Raw genomic sequence first — 25,623 nt, forward strand, 5'->3', positions numbered from 1 at the left:
GCAATTAATTTTCCAGGACTTGCTTAATTCGTCGCTCTAACAAATCAAGATCCAAACTGCCTTCATCACGGTTAATTCGACGCACAGTCGAATTAACATTAGCTAAATTAACTAATAAATCTTGAAGAATTTCCTGCTGCTGACGGGCTTGGGTAACTTCGCCTGGCTCCTGTACCAAATCACGGACGATGGTATCTTCAGCGCGAGAGGCGATAATTGGATCGTTTTGCCCTTGAACGTGAACAAAGGTTCGTCGCCCTGGGCCTCGCTCCTCTTCTATTGGTATAACTGCTGTCACTTGGTCAGAACGCACATATTTGCCAAATCCTAAATGGACTAGCTCTGATGAGAGGATTTTCATATAATTGAAGCGTTATTTTTATGTCTTACTTATATTGTAAAATCTAGAAAAGTGACTTGAAGCCATAGAGCATACGGGTTATACCCAATTCAAAGTAGTAGTTTCCTTGTACGGTTACGGCAATGCCATGTCCCTACCCAATACCTAATCAATTGATGACAAAATCAAATAAATGATGCGCCATTTCTAATTTAGAACAAGGTGCGATCGCTACTTGCCGTCCTTGGCTATCTAAAAATATCGCTTGATTATTATCACTCCCAAAACCACTATCAGGTTGATCGATGGGATTCGCAACAATAGCATCGAGTTTTTTATTCTGTAACTTTTCTAACGCTGGGTTGACAATATCTCCAGTTTGTGCTGCAAAACCAATTAATATTTGATGCGGCTGTTTGAGTTTTGCTAATTTGGCGACTATATCCGGTACTGGTTCCAGGGGTAAAGCTTGGGGGAGCGATCGCTTGGGTAATTTCTCTGTACTATAATCTCGTGGCTTCACATCTGCAACGGCTGCTGACATCACAATTACATCAGCGTTGGGTAAATATTGCAGCATGGCCTGCTGCATTTGCTCGGCACTAATAACAGAAATTCCTTGCACTCCTAATGGTACATCCCAATTAGCTGGGCCATGTACTAGAGTAACACTTGCCCCTCGGTGAAGTGCGGCTTGTGCTAAAGCTAATCCCATTTTACCTGTGGAAGGATTACCAATAAATCTAACTGGGTCAAGATACTCTCGCGTTCCCCCAGCGCTAATTAACACGCGTTTACCAGCTAAATCACGTTTACCTTGAGTGTGTAACAGCGATTGGATGTGAGCCAAAATTTCTGGAGGTTCTGCTAATCTACCAGCACCGACGCGATCGCACGCTAATAATCCTGATGCTGTATTCATTCCATGATATCGGCTATCCATCAATAGCTGTTGCCAATTTCGCTGCACTGATAGCTGTTCCCACATATCCGTATTCATTGCGGGTGCTAACAGCACGGGACAAGTAGAAGCTAGCACGGTATTTGTGAGTAAATTATCAGCCATCCCGTAGGCTAACTTTGCTAATGTATTAGCTGTCAAGGGCGCAATTACCATGACATCTGCCCATTCACCCAACTCAATATGCAACGGACGAGAGTGAGTTGGTTTCCAAAAATCATCATCTGTGTAGGCGGGATGACGAGATAGGGTGGCTATTGTCAGAGGCGTGATAAATTCTTGCGCCGAACGGGTGAGGATGACTCGAACCTCCACCCCAGTTTTAAACAGCGTCGAAACTAATGCACAAATTTTGTAGGCGGCGATACCGCCACCTACAGCAATTAGAACCTTGTTCAACTTTGGATTAGGCATGGTAAAAGTTAGGAGTAAGTAGTTACAAAAATTAGTACTAAATAGTTAGAACTCCTAACTCCTAACTCTCAACTACGCTTCATCGTAAGGTTCCAAGTCTAAGAGGTAGATATAGGGTTCAACTAACTCTGGACGCTGAAATGCGATCGCTCGCAATAAATGCCAATCATTTAAACCCTCAAAAGCATTACTATAATTATCTAGCTCCAGACGTGTAGCCAGTTCTTCTACTTCTGCCACAGTCATGGCAGCAATTTCTTTCTTGGAAATGCTTAGAGTTGTCATAATGCTTTGCCCCTCCCTTATGCAGCACTCGCCTTCAGCATGGGTTAAGTTGCGCTCTTTCGCAGCCACCCAATATATATTACTCATTAGAAGTCATTAATTTCGTGAAAATTGTCAGAATTTGTACCAGAATTTATAAAAAATTCGTAATCCTGACTAAGCAATTGTATTTACAACGAAATTTCGTAGCACCTCTAACGTTTGTGGATTTATTTCATGCCCCATATCAAATTCGTGGTATTCTACCGCCACTTTTAGAGACTTGAGGGTTTCTTGGGACTTCAAAGCAGCTTGTAGGGGTACAACTTCATCATATCTCCCATGAGTGATTAAAGTCGGCGGAATCCCTTTTTGATCTGCCGTTACTGCATCAGGATGTAAATACCCACTCATGACAGCTAAACCTGCTAGAGGCAATTTTGAGCCGACATCTAAAGTCATTGCCCCGCCTTGAGAAAATCCACTTAAAATGGTATGTGACAAAGGTACGCCAGTGGTACTTTCTAAGGATTGCAAAAAATCTATTAGCAGTTGCCGACTTTCTGCCAATCCTTGATACATATTCTCCACCCGTAGGTCATACCATGCCCTCCCTACTGGAGAATAGGGATAAGGATAAGGTGCGTTGGGTAATACAAATTGGTAATTGGGTAAGTTGAGCAAGGGTAACAAAGATGCTACATCCTCAGCATTAGCACCCCAACCATGTAAGGTGACAATTAAGCCTGTGGAGGGTTGAGAATCTCTTTTAACGGTGATAGCTTGTAAAGACAGAGGTTTACTCCTAAAATTATATTTTTGTACATAGATCCTATCTCTTCAAGTGGATTTAGTATTTAGCGGCATTTGCTGGTTGCCTAAACAATACCTATAGGAATCGTATTTGATTTTTGAAATTATCTAGGTGGGCGGGGAGTGGGGAATAGGAATTAGGCTTTTCGATCTGTACTGAGCTTTTTCAGAAATCAAACATTAGTCCTACTATATCGTCAAATAATTTATGGAAAACACAAATCGGCAGTTTTGAGTTAACCGCGAATCACACCGATGATAGTAGTGAAGTCATGATCTGCCAAGAAGACTTTATTTTAAAGCCAGACAATAATTTCTGTAGTTTTTCGCACCCGAAGGTTTTTAGTATGGGAGTACCAATATTATTTGTAAACTCCTTCTGGGAAGGAACTCCACGCGCGATCGCTTGCTATAATTGCATTGATCAATCGGATGCGAGTTGCTACTTTAGACACCTCGCAATCCGATCATTTCCTCTTTTCTCTGCTTAGAGTGATAGAGCGCTAATTACAATTAAACAACCACAAAATTGTTTGTGGTTAGTGATAACCCACTCGAAAGTTGTCCAAATTCTACCTGAGTAAAGGCACTCGCACTGCCATCTTGGTCAAAGAACAATGCACCTGTAACATCGTTGTAAATAAATCGCTGAGTGCTAGTGGTTGCAGATGCTCCGATGCTAAACTGACTTGTCTGAAGTGAACCTGGTGATAACCCGCCACCAAAACCAGCAGCCGATACCCGAATTAGTTCATTAGTCGCATTGAAGTCATAAATTTGATCGACGCCCTCATTGAAACTATTGAAAGCAAAGGTATCAGTACCAGATCCTCCAATTAGGCTATCATTACCGTTGCCACCTATGAGGGTATCATTGCCACCACCACCATTGAGAGTATCATCCCCATTACTCCCCAGAATATTGTCATCCTGGTATGTACCTGCGATATCTAATCGTTCGATATTCTTGTAGCTAACCTGATTCGTGCCAGCCGTAATTGCTCCTTCGTTAGTGATAGCATTAAATGTCGAAGTGATTCCCTTGCCCCCAAAATCACCACTGTCATGGACGATCAACAAATCGTCACCTGCGCCCCCATCTATTATTGTGTCATTGCCACCAATAACCTCAACAATAGAAGATTCACGGTATCCGACATCGTAAGAATAGTTTCCTGTTATCGTATCGTTGCCATTGCTCCCCACAATCAAGTCATTGTAGCTTGTACCTGCGATCTGTAATCGTTCGATATTCTTGTAGCTAACCCGATCGCTGCCTGCCGTAATTAAGCCAGTATTAGTGGTAGCATCGAAACTTGAAGTGATTCCCAGGTAGGCGGTATAAGACAATAAATCATCACCTTTGCCCCCATCTATCGTATCATTTCCACTGCCGCCCGGATTGAGCGTATCATTGCCATTGCTCCCCACAATCAAGTCATCGTAGGATGTACCTGTGATATCTAATTGCTCAATATTTTTGTAGCTAACCCCATTCGCGCCCGCCGTAATTGTTCCAGTATTAGTAGTAGCATTGAATGTCGAAGTGATTCCCTCGGTAGCATAGGTCAAAAACTTCAACAAATCGTCACCTGTTCCTCCATCTACCGTATCATTGCCACCCCTGCCTGGATCGAGCGTATCGTTCCCATTGTTCCCCACAATATTGTCATCATAGAACCCACCTGTGATATTTAATCGTTCGATATTTTTGTAACTAACCCGTGTCGTGCCTGCCGTAATTGTTCCAATATTAGTAGTAGAATTGAAAGCCGAAGTAATTCCCCCGGTAGCATTTTCGTCATCGACGATCAACAAATCGTCACCGATTCCCCCATCTACAGTATCATTGCCACTACTGTATAATCCGCCAAGCGTATCATTACCGTTGCTCCCCACAATCAAGTCATCGTACTGTGTACCTTTGATATTTAATCGCTCTATATTTTTGTAGGTAACCAGTGTCGTGCCTAATGTAATTGAGCCACTATTAGTAATAGGATTAAAAGTCGAAGTCATTCCCTCGCTAGCATAGTAGTAACCGTTATTGGTGTTATACAACAACAAATCGTCACCTTTACCTCCATCGATCGTATCATTGCCACTATTGCCACTGTAGTCGTTGAAGAATGTATCGTTGCCCTCACCACCATTCAGCAGGTTATTGCCTTTTGAAAGGTTAACAATCAAGTAATCGTCACCAGCGCCACCGTTGAGGGTGTTGTTACCAGAGGAGTAATTGTCGTTCCCGTTGCGGCTTTCGTAGCCTGAGGCAGAGAGAGTATCGTTGCCATCATCCCCAGAGAGCAGCTGATTGCCTCCGACAAAAAAATCAACATTTGAAGAACCAACATCTAAGCGATCGTCACCACTACCACCAAGAAGGGTATCATTGTCCGTACCACCAAGAAGGGTGTCATTGCCTGCATCACCCGACAACAGGTCATCCCCTTCACCACCGTTGAGAGAGTCATATTATTTGCTGATAAATTTATAGATTAAGAGCCTATCCGAAAAGCAAAACGGGTTTAAAAGTAATCCAAACAAGCGAAATGTAACATCGCTAAGTAGTTATCTAACTTCTTCTCCTTGCTAGCCCAAACTTGCCAATGTCAAGGGAGTTACGGATAACCTGTCTACCTCCTTTTGTTGCCACGCTACTACCGGATCTCAGAATGATGCCGAAAAATCTTGAAGTAAACCAAAGCTTATGCAAAACTTGAGATCCTTCGTTTCTAGCCTAACTTTAAGGAATTGATCAATGGCGCGTCTAGCCCTGCTGAGTGTATCTAACAAAACTGGTATAATTGACCTAGCCCGTAGCTTGGTTGAAGAATTTGACTTTGATTTAGTCAGCAGTGGGGGAACAGCCCAAGCACTCAAAGATGCGGGACTCCCTGTCACCAAAGTTGCAGATTATACAGGTTCACCAGAAATTTTAGGTGGTCGAGTAAAAACCCTACATCCCCGAATTCATGGCGGAATTTTGGCGCGGCGAGATGTTCCCCAAGATATTACAGATTTAGAAAATAACCAAATTCGCCCGATTGATTTAGTGGTGGTGAATCTATATCCTTTTGAGGAAACGATCGCTAAACCAGGGGTAACATTATCCCAAGCGGTTGAACAAATTGATATTGGTGGCCCGGCTATGCTACGGGCATCATCGAAAAACTTCGCCCATCTGGCTGTATTATGCGATCCAGCCCAGTATGACGAGTATTTAGAGGAATTGCGCCAAAATAACGGTGTAGCATCTCTTGAGTTTCGGCAAAAGGCTGCTTTAAAAGGATTTTTACATACTGCTAGTTACGATCAAGCGATCGCATCTTACCTCGCAGAAGCACAGCAGTACACTCTTAGCGGTACACAATTGCAATCTCTGCGTTACGGTGAAAACCCCCATCAACCCGCCACCTGGTATCAAACTGGTACTACTCCAACAGGATGGACAGCCGCGACAAAACTGCAAGGCAAAGAACTTAGTTACAATAACTTAGTTGATTTAGAAGCTGCACGTCAAATCATTGCTGAATTCACTGATACTCCAGCCGCAACGATAATTAAACATACAAATCCCTGTGGTACGGCATTAGGAAGCACTATTTCAGAAGCTTATCAAAAAGCTTTTAATGCTGACTCTGTTTCTGCCTTTGGTGGGATTGTCGCACTCAACCGTCCAATTGATGCAGCTACAGCTAGCGAGTTAACTAAAACATTTTTAGAATGCGTGGTTGCACCAAATTGTGATGCAGAAGCTCAAGAAATTCTTGCCAAGAAATCTAACGTGCGGGTTTTGACTCTACCAGATTTGAGCGATGGCCCTAAGGATACAGTAAAAGCGATCGCAGGTGGTTTTCTTGTCCAAGCTAGCGATGATATAATTGCTAACACCAGTCAATGGCAAGTAGTCACTGAACGTCAACCCACAGACAGCGAATTAGCCGAATTGCTGTTTGCTTGGAAAGTTTGCAAACATGTTAAATCTAATGCCATTGTTGTGACAAGCGATCGCACTACACTAGGAGTAGGTGCTGGTCAAATGAACCGCGTCGGCTCAGTTAAAATTGCCCTAGAACAAGCTGGAGAAAAAGCCAAAGGTGCAATTCTCGCCAGCGATGGATTTTTCCCCTTCGATGATTCTGTGAAAACAGCCGCAGCAGCAGGAATTACAGCCATTGTCCAACCAGGGGGAAGTGTACGCGATAAAGATTCTATCATTGCTGCTAACGAACTGGGTTTGGTGATGGTATTAACTGGTATACGTCACTTTTTACACTAAATCAGTCTCCGGAAGGTGTACACTTTATAAAGTGTCACATAGTACGCTTGTTTTCTGATTGAATTAATGATATGTTTTAGTCGTGTGTGAGGAGCAAGTTAAAAGTAAAAAGCGCCTGGGGTGGAAACACGGCAACACTCCCAAGCGCTTTTTAATTTGTCAAAAATTTCATTCAATATACTTGCCATTTGATAGAAGTAGTGATAATGTTTATTTGTGTGTGAGGAGCAAGTTGAGAATAAAAAATGCCTGGGGTGGAAACACGGCAACACTCCCAGGCATTTTTTAATTTATATATAAAAATTGCATTGTAGGTACAGTTTTGAAAGTGTCACTCAATATACTCGCCTTTTGATTGAAGCAGTGATACTATCTAATTGTGTGAGGAGCAAGTTAAAAATAAAAAGCGTTTGGGGTGGAAACACGGCAACACTCCCAGGCGCTTTTTAATTGGTATACTAATGCGCCAAAATTTCCTCCCATTCAGATTGCGAGAGTGGTTTCAACTCTATTTGCATATCAAAACAATTACTAGCTGCGGCAACTAAAGCTGCAATAATCTCTTCTACACTCAGATTTTGAGGCAGTTGTACAGCCGTAAAAGATTCTGCACCAAATACTTGCTCGAACAGTTCAGCATCGGGTTGCAAACGGATGGAACCATGTTGCAAAATTGCGCCACTACGTCGCAGTTGAGCGCTACCAATGAGTTTGGTACTATCTGGCAAAACTAAATCTGCACTGGTAGCAGTACCAAAACAGTTAGGATTGTGGATGTAACTTCGCCCAGCCGTACCGTAATCTAATTCTACACCGAGCGATCGCCACCCTTGAATCAAAAACTCACAAATTTTTTCGTACACATGGAGGCGACTACCCGTCAGTCTAGATGTGATTACAGCGTAAGTTAAATCACCTTGGTGTAGCACCGCCCGTCCACCAGTGGGACGCCGCACTAAATCCAGTTTTTGCCCTTGCCAAGTTAAATGTTGCCAATGTTCAGGATATTGGCGTTGATGATAGCCGAGAGAAATGGCAGGTGGCGACCAGGTATAAAAACGCAGAGTTGGCGGGTGCTTTCCCGAATAGTGCTGTTCTAGCAACCATCGGTCAATTGCCATCTGCACATTGCCGTCTGCCTCTAGCAAAGGAATTAGTCGCCAAACCTGATTGCTATGCATTCGATGCAGAAGTTGCGCTGAAAGCGCACCAAAGGTGCGACCTAAAATCCAAAATCCAAAATTCCTTAAGTTGCACCAAATTCAGATTGTAAAGCTTCATCGTTATTATCAGCGATCGTTGCCACAATGGTAATGAGTCGAGATACTTCGCCAGGAGATAACTCAGCTAAGGTGCGTGTTGATATCACAACCACCCGGTTTTCAATAATACCAAAACGTGCTTCAAAAGTACTAGAGCAGTTTAACTCTAAAAGATACCGCATCAACTTAGGTTCATCTTTAGCAGGTAAATTTAGCACAGCAGACCAAACTGTAATGGTGTCTTCATCGGTTGTCCCGTTGAGTTGGACAAATACTTCCACACTTCCGTACTTAAACTTCCAGAGATAACCACCTTCTGGAGTGCGCTTAACCATCGCACTGTCATCTTGTTCCAAAGAATCGATGACATTCTCAATTACCTCCAGATGGTTAATGCTTGCCGTCTCGGCAATTAGCTCATTAATGGATTCGTTACTAGGTATGGTTTCTTGGTAGCTTGTCATAGAGATTTTTTCCTCAACATACTTGCTGTCTTATCTACACATACTTTATAACTTGTGGAGGCAGTTAGTTTTAGCCTCCTTTTGGTCTACTTTCCAAATGCCTAAAGTGTAGGGGTGCGAAGGACGTTATTCCCTAGCTGTGGCGATTGGGGCGATTTTTGGAGCGTTGAGTCGTTTTTATGGAACCGAATTGGCAAAAGCTATTTTTGGCAAAGATTTTGGTTTTTAGGGCACATTCTTAATTAACGTGACTGGCTGTTTATTGATTGCTTATATTTTGACTCTAGCTGCGGAGAATATTCGCATCATCTCGACTGAACTTCGCCTGATGACGACAACAGGTTTTTGCGGTGCATATACTACTTTTTCTACCTATGGTTTGGAATCAAAAGGTTTTTTAGATAAGGGAGATATCACGATGCTGTTAATTTACTGGGTTGGCAGTGCGATCGTGGGAATGATTTGCGTCCAAATCGGTGTCTTATTGGCAAGAAGAAGCATTTAAAGATTTTAAATTATAGCTAGCGCGATCGCACTCGGATTAAATGCGATCGCTGCTAGGGACTATGAGTAGGTGTGTCATCGGAATTAAACAGCCCTAATAATTATCTGGATTTTCAAACTGGTCTTTTGTTGATTTTTTCACCTGGGAACTGGTACTTGATTAATTACCGACGCAATTACCGCATCCATTTGTAAACCATCTAGCATTGCTTCTGGTTTCAAAATAAGGCGATGACGTAGCAGTGGCGATGCAACTGCTTTAACATCATCTGGCGTGACAAAATCTCTTCCAGCTAACCACGCTAAAGCTTGAGATGTCTGCAACCAAGCACCGGCGGCGCGAGGCGATGCGCCCAAAGTTAAATCGGGAGATTGACGCGATGTTCTCACCAACGCTAACAAATAATCAACGATCGCTTCTGATACTTTAACCTCTTTGACTGCTTGTCGTGCTTGCAAAATGTCGGCTACTGTTGCGATTGGTTTCAAACGGCTAATATCCAAACGCCTTGCTGCAAAACCCGCCTGACGGTTCAACAGCATTTGCTTTTCGGCAGCTTGATCGGGGTAATCTACCACCAGCTTAAATAAAAATCTGTCTAACTGCGCTTCTGGTAAGGGATAAGTCCCCTCAAATTCTAAGGGATTTTGGGTTGCAATCACCCAAAATAAGTCTGGTAAGGGCAAACTTTCACCATCCAATGTTACCTGCATTTCTTCCATCGCTTCCAGTAACGCTGCTTGTGTCTTGGGAGGAGTACGGTTTATTTCATCTGCTAGCAGCACTTCGGTAAATATTGGCCCTTTTTTTAAAGTGAAATTGCGGCTATTCAAGTCAAAAATATTTGTACCAGTAATATCTGAAGGTAAAACATCTGGTGTTAATTGAATCCGGCGAAACTCTCCTTGGATTAACTGTGCTAACACTTTTACTAGCAGAGTTTTACCAGTCCCCGGTACTCCTTCTAAAATTACGTGTCCACCCGCTAGCAGTCCTACTAAAAGCTGTTGTATTAGGCTTGATTGTCCGACAATTACTTGATTAAGACCTTGACCAAGATGAATTAAGATAGGATGAGTTTCGCTCATATTTTTTATTGATAAATAACTAACGCAAAAAGATTATGCATAATTACAAAGGTATTTCCAACAAATAAATTATGCAAATAAGTAAAGCACAGAGACGCAGAGAACACAGAGGGGAGAAATAGAGAGTATTTCTACATCAGTTTTGGGATATTTTTTATTTAGAAGTCCCAAAAAATTAATTACTAATTACGAATTAATCTAATGTTTCGCCATTTCCCCAACCAGCTTAACAGTTCTCGTTCACTGATGGGTTGTTTGCGAGATTGTAGCTTTAAAACTGCATCTAGTTCTGCTGCACTTGCGCCTGTTTTTTCTATCCAGAAATTGATCAAGGCTTGATGTTCTAAAGGTATTTGCCCTAATCCCAAGGCTTTTTGGAGTTGTAGTTGTTCTTGTTTACCTACCATCTCGATAACAAAGTCGGTGGTATCAGCTTTCTGCAAGACTCCCGCTAAAGCTTGAATGTATGCCTCGCTGTTATCTACAACTGGTGTATCTAAAGCTACTGGCTTACCAAAGCGGCGATTCTGCGCCCAAATTAGCACTAATAGCAGGATACTTGCTTGTACCAATATTGGAAATACAGGAGTTTTAGCAACAAAACTAGATAAATCTGCTTCGCTTTCTTTCTTTCTGACATCGGCATCTTTATAGCCGTGGATGTATTCATCGACAAATACTGTGTTACCTTTTTGAGTAACTAAATTGGCTAAATACTTGAAATTACTTGAATAATCTTGGTAGGCGTTGGCGGCTAAATAAGGAGTAGTAGAAAAAATTACCTTTCCCTGATTGTAATTTTTTTCCCAGACAACAGCACCAAAGCGATCGCCTAAATCAACTTGCTGGGAGTTGACTTTCTGATATCGTCTACGTGTATCAATTTTAATATTACCTTGGGGGGACTTTTGCATAGTGCTAAACTGCGCTTCTGTAACCCGTGCCCCCGCACCTAAAATTACCAAAGTATTTCCTTTTTCTATCCATTCACGCTTTTGACTATCGAGTGTCATCTGCCTTGGATCGCCGCCTACCTGTAGGAAGGTAATAGGGTTGTTATCTGGCTGAATGTCACTAAAAGGCTTTTGCCAGCGTTTGATAGAAATTCCCTGCTGTTGCATAAAAGCATACCAAGCACCATAGCCATCGGAGGCGCGGTTATAAGTAGAGCCAGTGCTAATTTTAGTATTGTTGGGAGCGGCAAATAAACTAAGTAAAACGATCGCAGCGAGTGCGATCGCTCCCATCCAAGCAAGGCGATTTGAACGTTTCATCTTCGATCACTATAATCACTGCGTTTCAGGATCAGTAGTGTTAATACTTACTTATTTTGCAGGGAAAGTCAAAAATATTATTAATTTTCTTAAATCCTGCATTAAAACACCTGTGGTAACAAACCATACAAGTTCTTTTAATTATGCACATTACAGTATATGCGATCGCGCTGAACTGGTAGGTTGCCCCGATTTATTCAGCGAATACTAAAATTTATTAATACGTATCTATCTTAGGCTATAGTTTATCTAGCTTATAAAGATTGATAGTTGATGGTTTTGAACAGCATGAGAACTCAGATAATTCTGGCCATGTTTTACAAAAAAATAAATCTATATGCATAGACGAGCGCGCTTATCTTTGTTTTTAGGAGTATTAACGAGTTCTAGCTGTTTTATCTTCAGTGTAGTAGCCCAAGTCCCATCTAATTCGCAGCAGTCCTCGACTCGGAGTGAAGTTGAAACTGCTAGTTGGTTTGAAGCCCATCGCGCACAGCCGGCCGCTTTACGAGCATTTGTACAGCGAATGCCGAAGGGAGGAGATATCCACAGTCATCTAAGCGGGGCTGTATACGCAGAAAAATATTTGGAGTGGGCTGCCACCGATGGATATTGTGTGAATCCAAAGGCGGGGGCTTTAGTTGAACCTAAGGCTTGCGGTCAGGACAGTAGCTATTTTCCCGCCTCAGAATTGTTAAACCGAACATCTGTTTATGATTCCCTGATAAATCGTTGGTCTACTCGTAACCTCCAATTTGCTGGAAAATCCGGACACGATCAATTTTTTGACGCTTTTAGTGGTTTTGGGACAATATCAGACTCTACGAACCGTTGGGATGATATGGTCGCGTCAGTAGCAAATCGGGCAGCATCACAGCATATTACCTATTTAGAGTTAATGCTTACCGTTCAGGGCAGCGAGGTTCGACAGCTAGGGCGTGAAGTTGGTTGGAATAAAGATTTTGCTCTGATGCACCGTCAATTGCTCAAACGAGGATTAACCGAGCGAGTGACACTCGGCAGCCAGCAATTTGCACAGTTGGAGCGCGAAGTCTCGAAAACACTCGGTTGCGGCACTCCATTGGCACAGCCTGGATGTGCAGTGACGGTGCGCTATTTGCAGCAAACGACAAGAACAAAGTCGCCCGTTGAAGTGTTTGCTCAGTTAGATTTTGCCTTTGCACTAGCTTCATCTCAAAAGCGGGTAGTTGGCATCAATCTCGTCGCTCCAGAAGACAATCCGATTGCACTGCGCGACTACACCTTGCAAATGCAAATGCTGCAATTTTTCAAACGCCAATATCCCGATGTCAAGGTCGCGCTCCATGCCGGAGAGTTAACCCTGGGTTTGGTTCAGACCGAGGATTTACGTTTTCATATTCGGCAAGCTGTAGAAGTGGCACAGGCATCTCGCATTGGACATGGCGTAGATATACTTTTTGAAGAGCGTCCCTTCGAGTTGATGGAGCAAATGCGGCGACGCGGCGTTTTGGTCGAAATCTGCCTGACCAGTAATGAGGTTATTTTGAATGTCCAGGGAGATCAGCATCCTTTTAGGGAGTATTGGAAGGCTGGAGTACCAATGACCCTTGCTTCTGATGATGAAGGCATTTCCCGCATCGATTTGAGTCATGAGTATTTGTTAGCAGCAACGAGATATGGGCTGGGATATAAAGACCTCAAGCGACTGGCTCGCAATGGCTTAGAATATAGTTTCGCTTCGGGAAATAGTCTTTGGAAGTCGCCTGAGTTTAAGGCAATAGTTCTAGCTTGTGCAAGCGATACCCCTGGTGAAACCTCTGTTTCTCAAGGGTGCAGTGCTTTTTTGCAAAAGAGCGATCGCGCGCGGATTCAATGGCAGCTAGAGTCGGAATTTGCTCAGTTTGAGTCATTGCAGAACGGACTTCCAAATAAAAAAATGTTCCAAAACTGAGGCAAAAACTCTCTCTATTTCTTCTCTCTGCGTTCTCTGCGCGGCAGTCGCTCATGGGGGAAACCCCCAAGACCGCGCTGCCTTGTCTCTGTGGTTCGTTTCTTGGAATAATTTATTTCTTGGAAGTCCCTTATAGCGCAATACTGTTCAGTTAAGCTATTTATATCTCTCCCCCTACTTCCCCTGCTTCCCCTGCCTGCCTTAACAGGTAAATATTCCTTAACCAAAGCGTATTGAGCTATAGCGGACTAAAAAACCCCACCCCTAAGACAGGGCAGGGTTGTTACAATAACTAAAGCTATTTAACCGTAGATAATATCACTCAAATTCCACAAGCGATCGCCCCGATACAACAATAAAACCGACAGAATCAAGTCTAATTTGGGGCTGACGAATTCCCTCTAGAATGGCTGCATTTAAAGCAGTTTCTATGTTCAATTCTTCAGCTAAGGCATTATCCCAACTTTGCTGGTTCAGACGCAGCCGTAATTGTTCTACTCTATTGGCTAATTTCTTTTCGGCGACCTTAGCACAACTTTGGCATAAGTCAATAAAATCGGGACGATTAGAGAGTAATTCCGCAGAAGTATTACGCACTTGATAACAGAAATTTTGCCATTTACTAGGGTCAACAAAATCGTCAATAATTCCTAAGCGCTCTTTTGCCAGATTGTAATCTCGTCCTTGATTATTGTTTTTATCTTTATATGAACGTTGCAGAATACTTAAGAGTGCTTTATCTTCAACAACGCGTATTGGCTCCTTACGACCATCAACATAGATAGTTTCTATAATTGGCGGAAATAGAGCATCAACACGTCGCTGCAAGTTTTTGAATTGAGAATTATCTAGTTTGTTATCTAGTAAAACAAGTTTTGCAAGTTTTAAATTTGCCTCGACTACATAATTGCATTGGAAACCGAACCACTCTTTCCCTTCTTTAGAGTCCCAAGATGCATCAGTGCGCCACATCGCAAAGGCTTCACCTCGATCATCCCAGTTTATATAGTTCCAGAGTGCTTCAATAAATCCTTCTCCAACTCGAAAGAGTTTAATACCAGCATTCTGGTTTGCTACCCTGCGATTATAAGTACCAAATTGGTCTAGGGAACTCTCAGCAAAACGGTTTTTTAAATCATTTATGGGAACCAATGTCCGCGTTGTCGGTTGATAACGTCGCATCTCTGATGAATCTGGGTTATTCAGTCCTCTGAATCCCAGTGCATCACAAATCCAGCCTTCAATTGCTCGTTTAATTTCTAAATGACAAGCATCGTAATTATCTAGCTCTTGAAAATACTCGGTGGCAATTTCATCGTTGGCATCAATTTCATCTAGAGCATTCTGTTCGCTAATTTTTGCTATTTCAGCTTCAATTTGCTCTTGAATTGGCAAAATCATCTCTAACAGTCCAGCAGCACCTGATTGAAACAAAACTGTTTCTAATTCTGTAAGTTTTTCATCCACATAAAACTGGAGGCTGGCAATTGATTGTTGGAAAATGCCAAATCCATCTTTCAATACTTTATACCAAGCATTGTGAGGGCTATCTTCCAAATAGGGGCCAATCAAGGCACTAGATTGGATGCCAATTTTGCTGCCAATGCGGTCAAGTCTGCCAATTCTTTGTTCTAATTGATTAGGCGACCAAGGCAGGTCAAAATGAATTAACCAATCGGCAAACTGGAGGTTACGTCCTTCTTCTCCAGAGCGATCGCATACTAAAATAAAGCAGTTTGGGTTATTCTTGAATCTATTTAAGCCTTCCTCAACCTTGTCTGGTGGTTCTCCTAATTGATGGCTGGCTATCGTCTCTGCACCAAAAGTATCAGATAAATACCGGACAATTTCGCCACAAGTTTGCACAAAACTGGTAAATACAATAAATTTGGGCAGAATATCGCCAGTAATTGGTCTTTTAATTCTCTGCTGTATCCTGGTGATGAATTCCTTTTGATTCTTCCGAACGTTTGCGGGAATTTTGAAGTATGTACCTAACTGATTCAGCAGCACTGTTTTCAAATTTTCCGTCCGTTGTCCGTCCTCTTGAGGTTGACGAATAATTTTTAGCAAGGATTGCAGAATCTCTTCTTCGCCTGAGAATTTTGGGGTTGTAGTTAATAGGCGAACATCATCATCTTTAAACTCCTGGATGAGTTTAGCATGAGGTTTACCAGTTAACCGGGCGTTAATTACCTGCTCTAAAATGCCTAACCAAGTACCAGCAGCTAGGAATAATAACAGAAAAATTCGCTGATATTGCTTTTCACCAGGAGCAACACTACGCCATTGATTGAGCAGTTCGTGGATATCAAGCGATCGCTCGTCTAAATCATACTCTTCTTTGGGCGTAAAATTGCGGTCAAAGATCACATCTTCCACCGCAGCGCGACGGTTACGAAGCATTCGGCGGTGTAGTCGATAAGTATCGCTGACGTGGACACGAATCGCTTGGAGGATTTGCTCTTGCTCGGTAGAATTCGCTGGTAAATTTTCTAAATCATCCGCCAGCTTCAGTAAATACTTATCTTCAGCAAAGAGGTTTCGTAATTGCTGCAAGTTGCTTTTGAGGACAAGAGGTTCCGCACCTTCTTTAAAAGAAAGCAGAACTTTGCCAACTTGCTGACGGCTTTCAACTTTGGCGCGAAAACCTGCTAAATCACCAATTTTATAGGTTGTCGGGTCGAGCAAGTGCAACATTGCCAAAAAATCTTGCTCATGATTGAGAACAGGAGTGGCAGATAATAAAAGTAAGCGATCGCTTTTATGAGCAAGTTCTTTGCAAGTCTGAAAACGCTGGCGCACTGCCGCATCCTTAGAGATCGCCATTGCTGCGATATGATGAGCTTCATCTAAAATTAAGCAGCCTATCTTCGCTTTCAGGTTGATTTTATGAATATCTTCAACCGCTAGCACCGCTACCCGTTTGCCAAAATGGGAGATGTAAAACTTGTTTTCTAACTCAAGCCGCCATTGTTTGAGCAAATATTGCGGAACTAATACCACCGCATTTTTTTTCGGTTCATCCAGAAGGAATTGACGCAGAATCGCACCTGCTTCGATGGTTTTTCCCAGTCCCACCTCGTCTGCTAGCAAGTAGCGTTGAATTGGGTCTTCCAGTACCCGCCGCACTACTTCAACTTGGTGAGGATAAAGATTGATATTTGCCGAAATCAGTCCTGTCATCCCGCGACTGACAGCGCGTTGCTTAATCAAGGATTTGACGAAAGCCAATCTTTTGTCGTGGAAGTAGGGTGTTTCGTGACCCTTCATCGCCAGAGTTTCGATGGGGTCAGTGTTTGGGAGATTACAACGAACGTAAATGTCTTCTTCAGTAGCGATCGCAGTTTTCTTATCTGGTAAATCAATTTGATACATTTCTGTATCTTCATCCCAAATGAAAACTCTGCCAACTATCCATTTATCCTGCGTTTGGGACTTAATGTAGCATCTAGCTTGGGGTTCAAGCCTGACCTGAGAGAGAGAATTTAAAGGTAAAGTTTTTTGAAGACGTTGCCCTATAGAGCAGAAATACTCAACGTTCGCATTGATATCAGATATTTCAGTAACTTTTCCTATACCCAAAGAGTTATTCTGGGACTGTACCAATAAACCAACCTTAATCATAGATCCAGTCCCCTGAACACACTAAAAGAACCTTCCAGACTAGTTTGTTCACCTATATCTGGCAGTTTTATCGATCAACATTATAGATAATAAACTGGCATCACAGCTTTTTGTTATAGCGATCGCTATAGCTCAATACTTTTCGGTTAAGGGGGAAAGGAGAAAGGTTTAAATTCACCTTTCCCCCTTGCTCTTTAACCTTTTTCCAGACCAAAAGGAAGATTGTTAGGCTTATCCGAAAAGTATTGCACAACAGCCAATTAGTAAAATCAGCCCAAACGTTGATTTTCGTTCTAAAAGTTTACCTAAGCAGTAGCATTTTTAAATGCATCGGGACGCATTGGCATTGTATTACAGGGTATTGTCAAATTTGCTACAAATTAATGAAATACTGTATTTATACCAATTCTGTATGAAGATGCACATAATCAGTCCCCCCTTCACAATGGGGGACGGCGTAGCCGGGGGGTAAATATATGCAGCTTCACAAAGGAAGGGTATTAGGTAAGTATGTGGTGCAATATAGGACTCATATTTGATTGCGTGAAAAAGTTCAGTAGAACTCAAAGAGGTTTCTTGACTGTTGCCTATTGCCTGACTACGCAAATAATTTCAAAATCAAATCGGATTGCTATAGATTCACGTTTTGGCTTGATAACGTCACGATACAATTAAGATGAAGTAGTCTTAGTTAGTATGAAGAAAATTAGAGATAACACAATTAAGTTAAATCAATATTTAAAGTTGATGGGTATAGTGCCAAGTGGAGGCCAAGCCAAGCTGATGATTCAAGGTGGTGATGTTCAAGTCAACGGTATGCTAGAAACCCGACGAGGGCGGCGATTAGTGCCAGGTGATAAAGTGACAATAGAAGGAAAGACTTTAGAGGTGAATTTGGACAACAATGAAGACCAAGACCTAGTAATAGATTCTACCGAACAAACCGAGTAGAGGATTTTTATCGCAAATTGAAAAGTTTCTCTTTTGTTTTGTAAGCAATGCTGCAAATTTCCAACAAAGTTATTATCCCACAGAGTGAGATTGAAATTAGTGCGATTCGTTCGCAAGGAGCAGGAGGCCAGAATGTAAATAAGGTTTCCACGGCAATTCACTTGCGCTTTGATATTGCGGCTTCATCATTACCAGATTATTATAAAGAACAGCTTTTAAAGTTGAACGATCGCCGCATCACTCAGGACGGAGTTGTTGTAATCAAAGCACAGGAACACCGAAGCCAAGAGAACAATCGGGAGTCAGCTTTGAAACGACTTCAAGAACTCATTCAAAGCGCAGTTGTAGTGACGATAAAACGCAAACCCACCAAACCAACTCGCAGTTCTCAAAGAAAGCGCCTTAACTACAAAACTAAGCGCGGACAGGTTAAGTCTAACAGAGCAGAAGTGACAGATTATTGATTTATAAATTAGACTTTGGCACTCAATTTGGTTGCAAAATATTACCAGAGAACTAAGACGAATTCCTTCTATTGACTGTGGTCAAGATAGTAACTTAGCTGGTTAGCTTGAGAGTAGTAACTATTAAAGGTGAAAAAGATGAATAAGACATTACTAACGATTTTGATGCTTGCACTCTTACTCTTATTCATCATCTCTCCCTTTGCTGCCCTTGCTAGTTTAATGATGATAGTCTTCGTTTCAGCGTTTTTCTCTTTACTAGGAAACTTGTTAAAAGTAATAATTGGTGGTGACACCAACCCTAAAGGGTCTTAAGTTATATCTTGCACCTGCCTATCCTGCCTGAGAATAAATTTTCTTTTCTTATAGCCCAAGTCCACTAAGCATGGACTACAACCCTTACTTAGTCTTCAATAGATAGACTTTAGCTATAAGCATCAGAATTCATTCTGAGGCGTTCGTGGAGACTGGTAGTTCTGAGTTAAGCGGTGCGTTAGTCTTAACGCCATAACGCCTCTACAAGCGACGAGCTTTAAGCTTAAAAATCAATTTTCATCTTAAAAGAGATGCTACCAACTCGATTGATTGTCTCACTGTTAGCAAGAACTTCCCAGCCAAATCGTTTATACAAACCCACGGCTGGATTTGTCGCTCTGGTACTAAGTGATATTGATAGATAAGATGTTTTAGCTGTCGCTAATAAATGTGTGAGTAATTGCGTTCCTATGCCTTTATTTCTATGTTGAGGAAAAATGGCAATAGCTAGTTCAGGAATTTGCTCATCAACATAGCCATATCCTTTATTTTCACCTGTCAATAGACGCAGCCATGCCGCTCCTACTGGTTGATTACTACTTTCCAGAATAGCGACAAAGCCGCTATCATCTTTACGTCCCCAATCTTTAACATATTTTGCCAAATCAGGATTATTTATTGCATCCTGCACCGTTAAATTACCTTCTTCTACCAGATGGGCTGCTTCGTAAAGCATTTGCCAAAGAAAAGGCTCATCTTGCTGTATGAGTGGACGAATAGAATAATCCATAACTCATGCCCCAAAGTCCGCTTTTGTAAAATTTAAGATAATTTACTCAGTGGTGTGGCTAAACCGTCAATGCTGACAAGATTTTTCTGCTGTTGATATTCTCGAACTCCCTCTTCGCCTTTTTTACTAGCCCAGTTTACTAAAGTCTGGCGCTCACCTTGATATTCATAAAGTGGTACGCCAAAACCACAGGAAGTCTGTATTTTTTCAATGTCAGCGACGATAATTTGACGAGTTCCAGGCATCGGTACAAACAAAGAGTACAGGGAGTCCCAATCTTGTGAACTCGGTAAAATTGTCTTTCCTTGACCATAAAGACGTAATATACAGGCGGGTTCCTCAAAGGCGCAAAACATGAAGGTTATCCGCCCATTTTCTTGCAAATGGGCTGATGTTTCGTTACCACTGCCTGTAAGGTCTAAATAAGCTACTTGGCTGGGAGAAAGGACGCGAAAGCAGCCTAAACCTTTAGGAGACAGGTTAACATGGCCTGTAGCACTCAAGGGTGCAGAGCCAACAAAGAAAAGGTGTTGGGCTGCAATAAAGCCTTGCTGTTCCTCAGTAATACAGTCAAAAACTTTAGCCATAGACTGTCTGATATATATTTACTAATTTTCTATCTTCTCAGCCTATGCCTTAGCTAAAAATCTAGCAAGGGCTAACTATTGATGTTTAAGGGAGTGGGGAGTGGGGAGTGGGGAGTTAGGAGTGGGGATTAAGAAGTGTTACCTTTGCATATATCGACTAGCCATTTGGATGGCGTCAGCGATATCGACATCACCATCGCTGTCAGCATCCAAGAAAGAATTCAGTACAGAGTTCCCGCCAGCTTGGGGATTTTGAGCATTTGCACCTGATTGCAAAAAATTCAGTACTAAAGGTACTGCTAAAGGCAGCAATTGTAGAACCATATCAGCATCTAATCCAGTGCGCCCGGCAACAACCTGAGCTACCTGTTGTTGTATCTGAGGAGAAAACAGCGAATTAACGGCTTGGGGGTTAGGTGAAGTCCCAGCATATTGATTGACTAGACTTTGTGCGGCTTCATTTCCATCTGTGGCTTGCTTTTGTTGCAAAGCAGAACGCACTTGACTACCGACAATTGATAAAACTGATTGGATGGTAGAAGGGTCTGTGCCAGTGCGTTGGCTTTGCCCACCGTAGGTATCGCTCATCTGTTGTACACTATTAACAATACTTCCTAATTGACCTAAGCTGCCTTGTTGATTGGGATTAGCAACGGCACCAAGAATTTGATCGAAAAGTCCCATAAGTTTTCTCTCTTTGTTCTCAAAAATCTTACCAAAACTGGCGTAAGTCCACTAATAAATTAGAACACGCGAGCTTCATAGTGAACGAATAAAATTTTAAAAGCTACTAGCTTAAGGAGGATAGAAACGCAGTGCGAGGTTTAAAATTTTGTTAGTCAAGCAGATGAGCGTTCTTGGTTGAATCAAAAGCTGCTTCTTACTACTCTGGTAAAAAATAGTGAAACTATTAAGATTAAAAGCATCTGCCTACTGAATACCCACTAATCTTTCCCAGCCATGCCCCTGTCACGCATAGTAACGCTGATTGTTGGTCTGATCGTCATTTTGGGGCTAGCCCTATGGCTAATTGATTCCCTATCGCGCCTCTATTGGCAATTGTCCTATTCGCCGTTGCTAGGCAATTTGCTGCTGTTGCTGCTGATTGTCCTCATTGGAGCGTTGGTTGCCGCTTTTGTTTATTATGTATTGGTGATTCAAGCTGGAGAAAAGCGATCGCGCCGCAACCCAAAGCGAGTAACTACGGCGCAAATTCCTGCCGGCAAATCTGATGCTGCTTCTACAACTCTCCAAGCTGTGCGCCAACAGGTAGGGCAAATTCAAGATGAAGTAGCACGTCAAGCTTTATTAAGTAAATCGCGGGAGATTGAAGCAAACTTAGCACGGGGTGAAATTCAAGTAGTGGTATTTGGTACGGGGAGTGCTGGCAAAACTTCCCTAGTTAATGCGATTATGGGACGGATGGTGGGTCAAGTAGATGCACCGATGGGTACAACTCAGGTTGGAGAAACCTATTGTCTGCGGTTGAAAGGATTAGAACGCAAGATTTTAATTACGGATACGCCAGGAATTTTAGAAGCAGGGGTGGCAGGAACAGAACGGGAACAAATGGCGCGAGAACTGGCGACAGAAGCCGATTTACTCTTGTTTGTGGTAGATAATGACTTACGGCGCTCAGAATATGAACCACTGCGGGGATTAGCAGAAATTGGGAAGCGATCGCTCTTAGTTCTCAACAAAACTGATTTATATACAGATGAAGATAAAGAATCCATCCTTGCAAGGTTGCGTCAACGGGTACGGGGATTTATTGCTACTAATGATGTGGTAGCCATCGCTGCTAATCCCCAATTTGCACAATTAGAAACCGGCGAAACCTTCCAACCGGAACCCGATATTGTCCCTTTGCTGCGGCGCACGGCTGCTGTTTTACGCGCCGAAGGTGAAGATTTGGTAGCAGATAATATTCTTTTACAATCTCTGCGATTGGGAGACGAAGCCCGAAAACTCATCGATGGCCAGCGTCGCCGTCAAGCTGACAAAATTGTAGAACGCTTTCAGTGGATTGGTGCTGGTGTGGTATCAGTGACGCCGATACCAGTGGTAGATTTGCTGGCGACAGCTGCTGTTAATGCTCAAATGGTTGTAGAAATTGGCAGAGTCTACGGCTGTGAATTGAATATGGAACGGGGACGAGAGTTAGCCCTTTCTTTAGCGAAAACCATCGCTAGTTTGGGCATTGTTAAGGGAGCAATCGAATTATTATCTACAGCTTTGCAACTCAATGTTGCCACCTTTATTATTGGTAGAGCAATTCAAGGTGTGACAGCAGCTTATTTAACGCGAATTGCTGGTAAAAGTTTTGTTGAATATTTTCGTCATGACCAAGATTGGGGTGATGGTGGAATGACAGAAGTTGTACAGCGACAGTTTCAAATTAATCGCAGAGATGAGTTTATTAAGGCTTTTATTCAAGAAGCGATCGCGCGGGTAGTGAAGCCGTTACAAGATAAGGTTGAAGTAGTTGAACACGATGAAGAAGCTAATAGTTAATTGAAAATTCAAAAACAAACGTGCTTACTGTTGTTAAGCGGTAAAAATTCAAGGTAAAAAAAGAATGCATCAAAAAGCAAGTCTTTAGAACGCATATTTAAAGTGTATTAGGGTCAATTTTTTGCTGTTGTAATTTAGCTAAAAGATTTTGCAATTCTTCTTCTGGCGTTAAATACCTACTATTATTTTCATCATACCAATATAGCGATTCCCGTGTTTTTCCTTGATAGGTTCCTCTTTCAATTCCAATACCTAAACCAATTTCAGGCATCCAGAGTTTATCTCCTGGTTGTAAAATATATTTACCGTCAACTAAACGATAAACTTCTAAACGTTGTCGCTTTCGTCGCAAACGTGTTGGAGCATAAATTACATAATACAAAATACCTAAGTTGGCATAATCTATTTTCTTTTGTTCATATTCACCGTTGTAAGTTTGAGAAACAACCTCTAAAGCTAAAGTTGGCACAATTCCATCTTCTTCCCAAAGAACATAACTAGAACGTCCATTTTCTCCAACAAAACGTTCTACACCCAAGCTGAGAAATCCATCTGGAACAATGGCAGGGTTACTGGGTGTATAATAAATTCCCATGTTGATGCCGAAAAACCAATCATCACGGTTTTGCCAGATTAAAGCTAAAGTAGCTAATAATAAATTAGGAACTAATATTTGCAGTTCGTTATCCACAGGTGTATCATCAGAATCTGGTAATTCTACCGATGAAGGTAGACACTCTAGCGGATTGTAGTTGAACATAAGTAGTCCTCAATCCCAAAATCAAAATTTAAACTTATTTGCTCATAACTCAAGGGTAACTCAGGTTGCACATTAGACATTTTTGCTTGAATTTCATCGACTATTTTCGATGAAATAAAAGATACAAATTTTAATAAAAAATTATATTTCATTACGCAAAAATACTTAAAAATTAAACTTATATTCCAGTATCAAAAATTTAGTCATTTATTTCTAAAGTCTTCCGGAAACAGGTGGGAATGGCAGAAAAAGTAAATAAAAGAACTTACTAAGTAACCAGGTCATGAGTCACCACATAATCGGTAAATTACTACAAGGGCGTTACCAAATTATCCAAAGCCTGGGTGCAGGGGTATTTGGACAAACATACATAGCTGTAGACGTAGATTATCCAGAGAATTCCAAATGCGTTGTTAAGCAGATTAAAGTTAGTAGTTCCGAATCCGGCTACTTGGAGATGCTGAGGTTACTGTTTCAGGCTGAAACCGAAACCCTCAAGCTTTTGGGAAGCCATCAGCAAATTCCTGAATTTATCGCCTGCTTTGAAGAAGACGAGCGATTTTATTTAGTCCAAGAGTGGATTGAAGGACATGCGTTGGCTGCGGAATTGCCCATCGATCAACAATGGGGGTGTCTGTGGAGTGAAATGGAAGTTGTAGAATTCCTGATAGATGTCTTAGGTATTCTGGAATTTGTTCACTCTCAAGGCATAATTCATTGCGACATCAAACCGGAAAACTTGATTAGACGTAATAGCGATGCCCAACGCCAGTTAGTTTTGATTGACTTTGGCTCAATCCAGTCTATCGATTTTGGCATAGGTGCGGAATTGCCCATTTATAGAATTCCCGTCACTTCATTAGGCTATATACCGCCAGAGCAATTTATTGGAGAAACACAGCCTAACAGTGATATTTATGCTTTGGGTATGGTTGCCATCCAGGCTTTAACTGGCTTAGAACCACTAAAATTAAAAGCTGATCCTTATACTAATGAAATTGTTTGGCGTTCTGAAAACACACCAGTTAACGATTATCTAGCTGCTGTTATCAGCCAAATGATCCGCTACAATTACCAAGATCGCTTTCAGTCTGCCAGTGAGGTGCTGCGGGTACTCAAACAAATAATATGGGAACAACCACCAGAAATTTTAGAAGCAGATGATGAATTTCCTATAGAAGCGGCGATTGGAAATAATAATCTTACATCTGGAAATTTATCTCCGTTATTAACAGGAATGAAAGTAGGACTGGCAGCTAATTCTTTAGTGATGGGATTTGGTGTATATTCTTTAATTAATGCTGCGCCTGCATACTCAGAAACAGAAACTTTATCTAAAGCCACACAAGAATATCAAGCAGGAGATTTAGAAGAAGCGATCGCACTTGCTAAATCAATTCCCTCCCACAGCAATGTTTATCCAGAAGCGCAAGCCACAATTGAAGAATGGCAAGAGCAATGGCAAGTAGCTGCACAGCAATACCAAATAGCCCAAACAGCTTTTCATGAGGGCAAATGGTCAGATGTTATTCATGCTGTTGCAAATGTTCCAAATATTTTATATTGGAAATCTAAAACAGATAAATTAGTTCAGCAAGCATCCGTCAACATTGAAGTACAGACGCAAGATTTATTAACAAAAGCTTACGAAAGTGCCGATACAAAAGATTTTTCTGCTGCTTTACAATATCTGCGGCAAATTCCTAAAGAAAGTCGTGCGGGTGCTTTAGTTCAAGACAAGTTGGCTGAGTACAATCGAAAGCGCCAGATTAGAGCAGCTTACTTTTTACAGAAAGCCTATAAACAAGCATTTGTTGGTAATTTTGATCAGGCTGTAAAATTTCTCCGAAATATTCCCAACGATACTCTAGTTTATGCTCAAGCTCAAGTCAAATTGAATGAATATACTCAAAAACAACGCCTGCTGACTGATTATCAAAAGGTCGCTTCTTTAAAAAGAAAAAATTCATTTTTCTCTAAAAACTCAGCCACTAATATTGAATATGTTCAAGGAGTAAATTACCTGCAAGAGGTTAATATTCGCTAGTTACAGCAATTTCTTGATTTAGAGATTA

General features: G+C 41.7%; 22 protein-coding genes and 1 pseudogene. 8 read left to right on the plus strand and 15 right to left on the minus strand.

All coding sequences use genetic code 11. The features are described from left to right. Positions 1 to 4: 4 nt before the first annotated feature. The 6 genes and pseudogenes from V7K25_RS08565 to V7K25_RS31575 all read right to left on the minus strand — a co-directional run. Positions 5 to 361, minus strand: coding sequence for a hypothetical protein (locus tag V7K25_RS08565; protein WP_163930487.1), 357 nt, complete (start codon positions 359 to 361; stop codon positions 5 to 7). A gap of 148 nt (positions 362 to 509) precedes the next feature. Further along, on the minus strand, positions 510 to 1,715 hold the full coding sequence (coaBC, locus tag V7K25_RS08570) for a bifunctional phosphopantothenoylcysteine decarboxylase/phosphopantothenate--cysteine ligase CoaBC (protein ID WP_335156931.1): 1,206 nt from the start codon (positions 1,713 to 1,715) through the stop codon (positions 510 to 512). A 72-nt stretch (positions 1,716 to 1,787) separates the two neighbouring features. Next, entirely contained in the window at positions 1,788 to 2,000 is a 213-nt protein-coding gene (gene isiD, locus V7K25_RS08575) for a protein IsiD (protein WP_229457986.1), read from the minus strand. Positions 2,001 to 2,156: 156 nt separating this feature from the next. Then, positions 2,157 to 2,759, minus strand: coding sequence for an alpha/beta hydrolase (locus V7K25_RS08580; RefSeq protein ID WP_335157183.1), 603 nt, complete (start codon positions 2,757 to 2,759; stop codon positions 2,157 to 2,159). Positions 2,760 to 3,305: 546 nt separating this feature from the next. Beyond that, complete coding sequence (locus V7K25_RS08585; RefSeq protein ID WP_442948077.1) at positions 3,306 to 4,811, minus strand: beta strand repeat-containing protein; 1,506 nt, start codon at positions 4,809 to 4,811, stop codon at positions 3,306 to 3,308. A 42-nt stretch (positions 4,812 to 4,853) separates the two neighbouring features. Then, positions 4,854 to 5,237 (minus strand): annotated as a pseudogene (locus tag V7K25_RS31575) (calcium-binding protein); the annotation flags it as partial. Between the two features lie 316 nt (positions 5,238 to 5,553). Between V7K25_RS31575 and purH the strand changes: the two are divergent. Then, positions 5,554 to 7,074, plus strand: coding sequence for a bifunctional phosphoribosylaminoimidazolecarboxamide formyltransferase/IMP cyclohydrolase (purH, locus tag V7K25_RS08590; RefSeq protein WP_335156935.1), 1,521 nt, complete (start codon positions 5,554 to 5,556; stop codon positions 7,072 to 7,074). Positions 7,075 to 7,532: 458 nt separating this feature from the next. On the opposite strand, the gene V7K25_RS08595 is transcribed toward purH, so the two are convergent. Next, positions 7,533 to 8,255, minus strand: a complete 723-nt coding sequence (locus V7K25_RS08595) for a lipoate--protein ligase family protein (RefSeq protein ID WP_335156937.1) — start codon at positions 8,253 to 8,255, stop codon at positions 7,533 to 7,535. A gap of 65 nt (positions 8,256 to 8,320) precedes the next feature. Next, positions 8,321 to 8,800: a YbjN domain-containing protein gene (locus V7K25_RS08600; RefSeq protein WP_335156939.1), complete on the minus strand. Its 480-nt coding sequence runs from the start codon at positions 8,798 to 8,800 to the stop codon at positions 8,321 to 8,323. 241 nt (positions 8,801 to 9,041) lie between these two features. On the opposite strand from V7K25_RS08600, the gene V7K25_RS08605 reads away from it, so the two are divergent. Further along, entirely contained in the window at positions 9,042 to 9,305 is a 264-nt protein-coding gene (locus tag V7K25_RS08605) for a fluoride efflux transporter FluC (RefSeq protein WP_335157185.1), read from the plus strand. Positions 9,306 to 9,442: 137 nt separating this feature from the next. Here V7K25_RS08605 and V7K25_RS08610 read toward each other — a convergent pair whose 3' ends face one another. Both V7K25_RS08610 and V7K25_RS08615 read right to left on the minus strand, forming a co-directional pair. Beyond that, entirely contained in the window at positions 9,443 to 10,393 is a 951-nt protein-coding gene (locus V7K25_RS08610) for an AAA family ATPase (protein WP_335156941.1), read from the minus strand. Between the two features lie 182 nt (positions 10,394 to 10,575). After that, complete coding sequence (locus V7K25_RS08615) at positions 10,576 to 11,667, minus strand: DUF4350 domain-containing protein (RefSeq protein WP_335156943.1); 1,092 nt, start codon at positions 11,665 to 11,667, stop codon at positions 10,576 to 10,578. Positions 11,668 to 12,004: 337 nt separating this feature from the next. Here V7K25_RS08615 and V7K25_RS08620 point away from each other — a divergent pair, with 337 nt between their 5' ends. Then, on the plus strand, positions 12,005 to 13,600 hold the full coding sequence (locus V7K25_RS08620) for an adenosine deaminase (RefSeq protein WP_335156945.1): 1,596 nt from the start codon (positions 12,005 to 12,007) through the stop codon (positions 13,598 to 13,600). A 318-nt stretch (positions 13,601 to 13,918) separates the two neighbouring features. Here the strand turns inward: V7K25_RS08620 and dpdE are convergent, their stop codons facing one another. Then, entirely contained in the window at positions 13,919 to 17,227 is a 3,309-nt protein-coding gene (gene dpdE, locus V7K25_RS08625) for a protein DpdE (protein ID WP_335156947.1), read from the minus strand. 696 nt (positions 17,228 to 17,923) lie between these two features. Here dpdE and V7K25_RS08630 point away from each other — a divergent pair. The 3 genes from V7K25_RS08630 (at position 17,924) to V7K25_RS08640 (ending at position 18,957) form a co-directional block, all read left to right on the plus strand. Next, positions 17,924 to 18,178: an RNA-binding S4 domain-containing protein gene (locus tag V7K25_RS08630; RefSeq protein WP_335156949.1), complete on the plus strand. Its 255-nt coding sequence runs from the start codon at positions 17,924 to 17,926 to the stop codon at positions 18,176 to 18,178. A 47-nt stretch (positions 18,179 to 18,225) separates the two neighbouring features. Beyond that, entirely contained in the window at positions 18,226 to 18,642 is a 417-nt protein-coding gene (arfB, locus tag V7K25_RS08635) for an alternative ribosome rescue aminoacyl-tRNA hydrolase ArfB (protein ID WP_335156951.1), read from the plus strand. Between the two features lie 138 nt (positions 18,643 to 18,780). Further along, positions 18,781 to 18,957, plus strand: a complete 177-nt coding sequence (locus tag V7K25_RS08640) for a hypothetical protein (protein WP_335156953.1) — start codon at positions 18,781 to 18,783, stop codon at positions 18,955 to 18,957. A gap of 223 nt (positions 18,958 to 19,180) precedes the next feature. Here V7K25_RS08640 and V7K25_RS08645 read toward each other — a convergent pair whose 3' ends face one another. The 3 genes from V7K25_RS08645 to V7K25_RS08655 form a co-directional block, all read right to left on the minus strand. Next, positions 19,181 to 19,687, minus strand: a complete 507-nt coding sequence (locus V7K25_RS08645) for a GNAT family N-acetyltransferase (RefSeq protein ID WP_335156955.1) — start codon at positions 19,685 to 19,687, stop codon at positions 19,181 to 19,183. Positions 19,688 to 19,719: 32 nt separating this feature from the next. Then, positions 19,720 to 20,274 carry a pyridoxamine 5'-phosphate oxidase family protein gene (locus tag V7K25_RS08650; RefSeq protein WP_335156957.1) on the minus strand — a complete coding sequence of 185 codons (555 nt, stop codon included), beginning with the start codon at positions 20,272 to 20,274 and terminating at the stop codon, positions 19,720 to 19,722. A 138-nt stretch (positions 20,275 to 20,412) separates the two neighbouring features. Beyond that, positions 20,413 to 20,958 (minus strand): DUF937 domain-containing protein, encoded by a 546-nt coding sequence (locus V7K25_RS08655; protein WP_335156959.1) that lies wholly within the window; start codon positions 20,956 to 20,958, stop codon positions 20,413 to 20,415. Between the two features lie 276 nt (positions 20,959 to 21,234). Here V7K25_RS08655 and V7K25_RS08660 point away from each other — a divergent pair, with 276 nt between their 5' ends. Continuing rightward, positions 21,235 to 22,788: a YcjF family protein gene (locus tag V7K25_RS08660; RefSeq protein WP_335156961.1), complete on the plus strand. Its 1,554-nt coding sequence runs from the start codon at positions 21,235 to 21,237 to the stop codon at positions 22,786 to 22,788. A gap of 97 nt (positions 22,789 to 22,885) precedes the next feature. Here the strand turns inward: V7K25_RS08660 and V7K25_RS08665 are convergent, their stop codons facing one another. Continuing rightward, a complete protein-coding gene (locus V7K25_RS08665; RefSeq protein ID WP_335156963.1) occupies positions 22,886 to 23,548 on the minus strand; it encodes a Uma2 family endonuclease in 663 nt (220 codons plus the stop codon). A gap of 283 nt (positions 23,549 to 23,831) precedes the next feature. Between V7K25_RS08665 and V7K25_RS08670 the strand changes: the two genes are divergently transcribed. Beyond that, a complete protein-coding gene (locus V7K25_RS08670; RefSeq protein ID WP_335156965.1) occupies positions 23,832 to 25,595 on the plus strand; it encodes a serine/threonine-protein kinase in 1,764 nt (587 codons plus the stop codon). The last annotated feature ends 28 nt before the right edge of the window (positions 25,596 to 25,623 follow it).

It is taken from the genome of Nostoc sp., assembly GCF_036919495.1.
In the GTDB taxonomy this organism is placed as follows: Bacteria; Cyanobacteriota; Cyanobacteriia; order Cyanobacteriales; family Nostocaceae; genus Nostoc.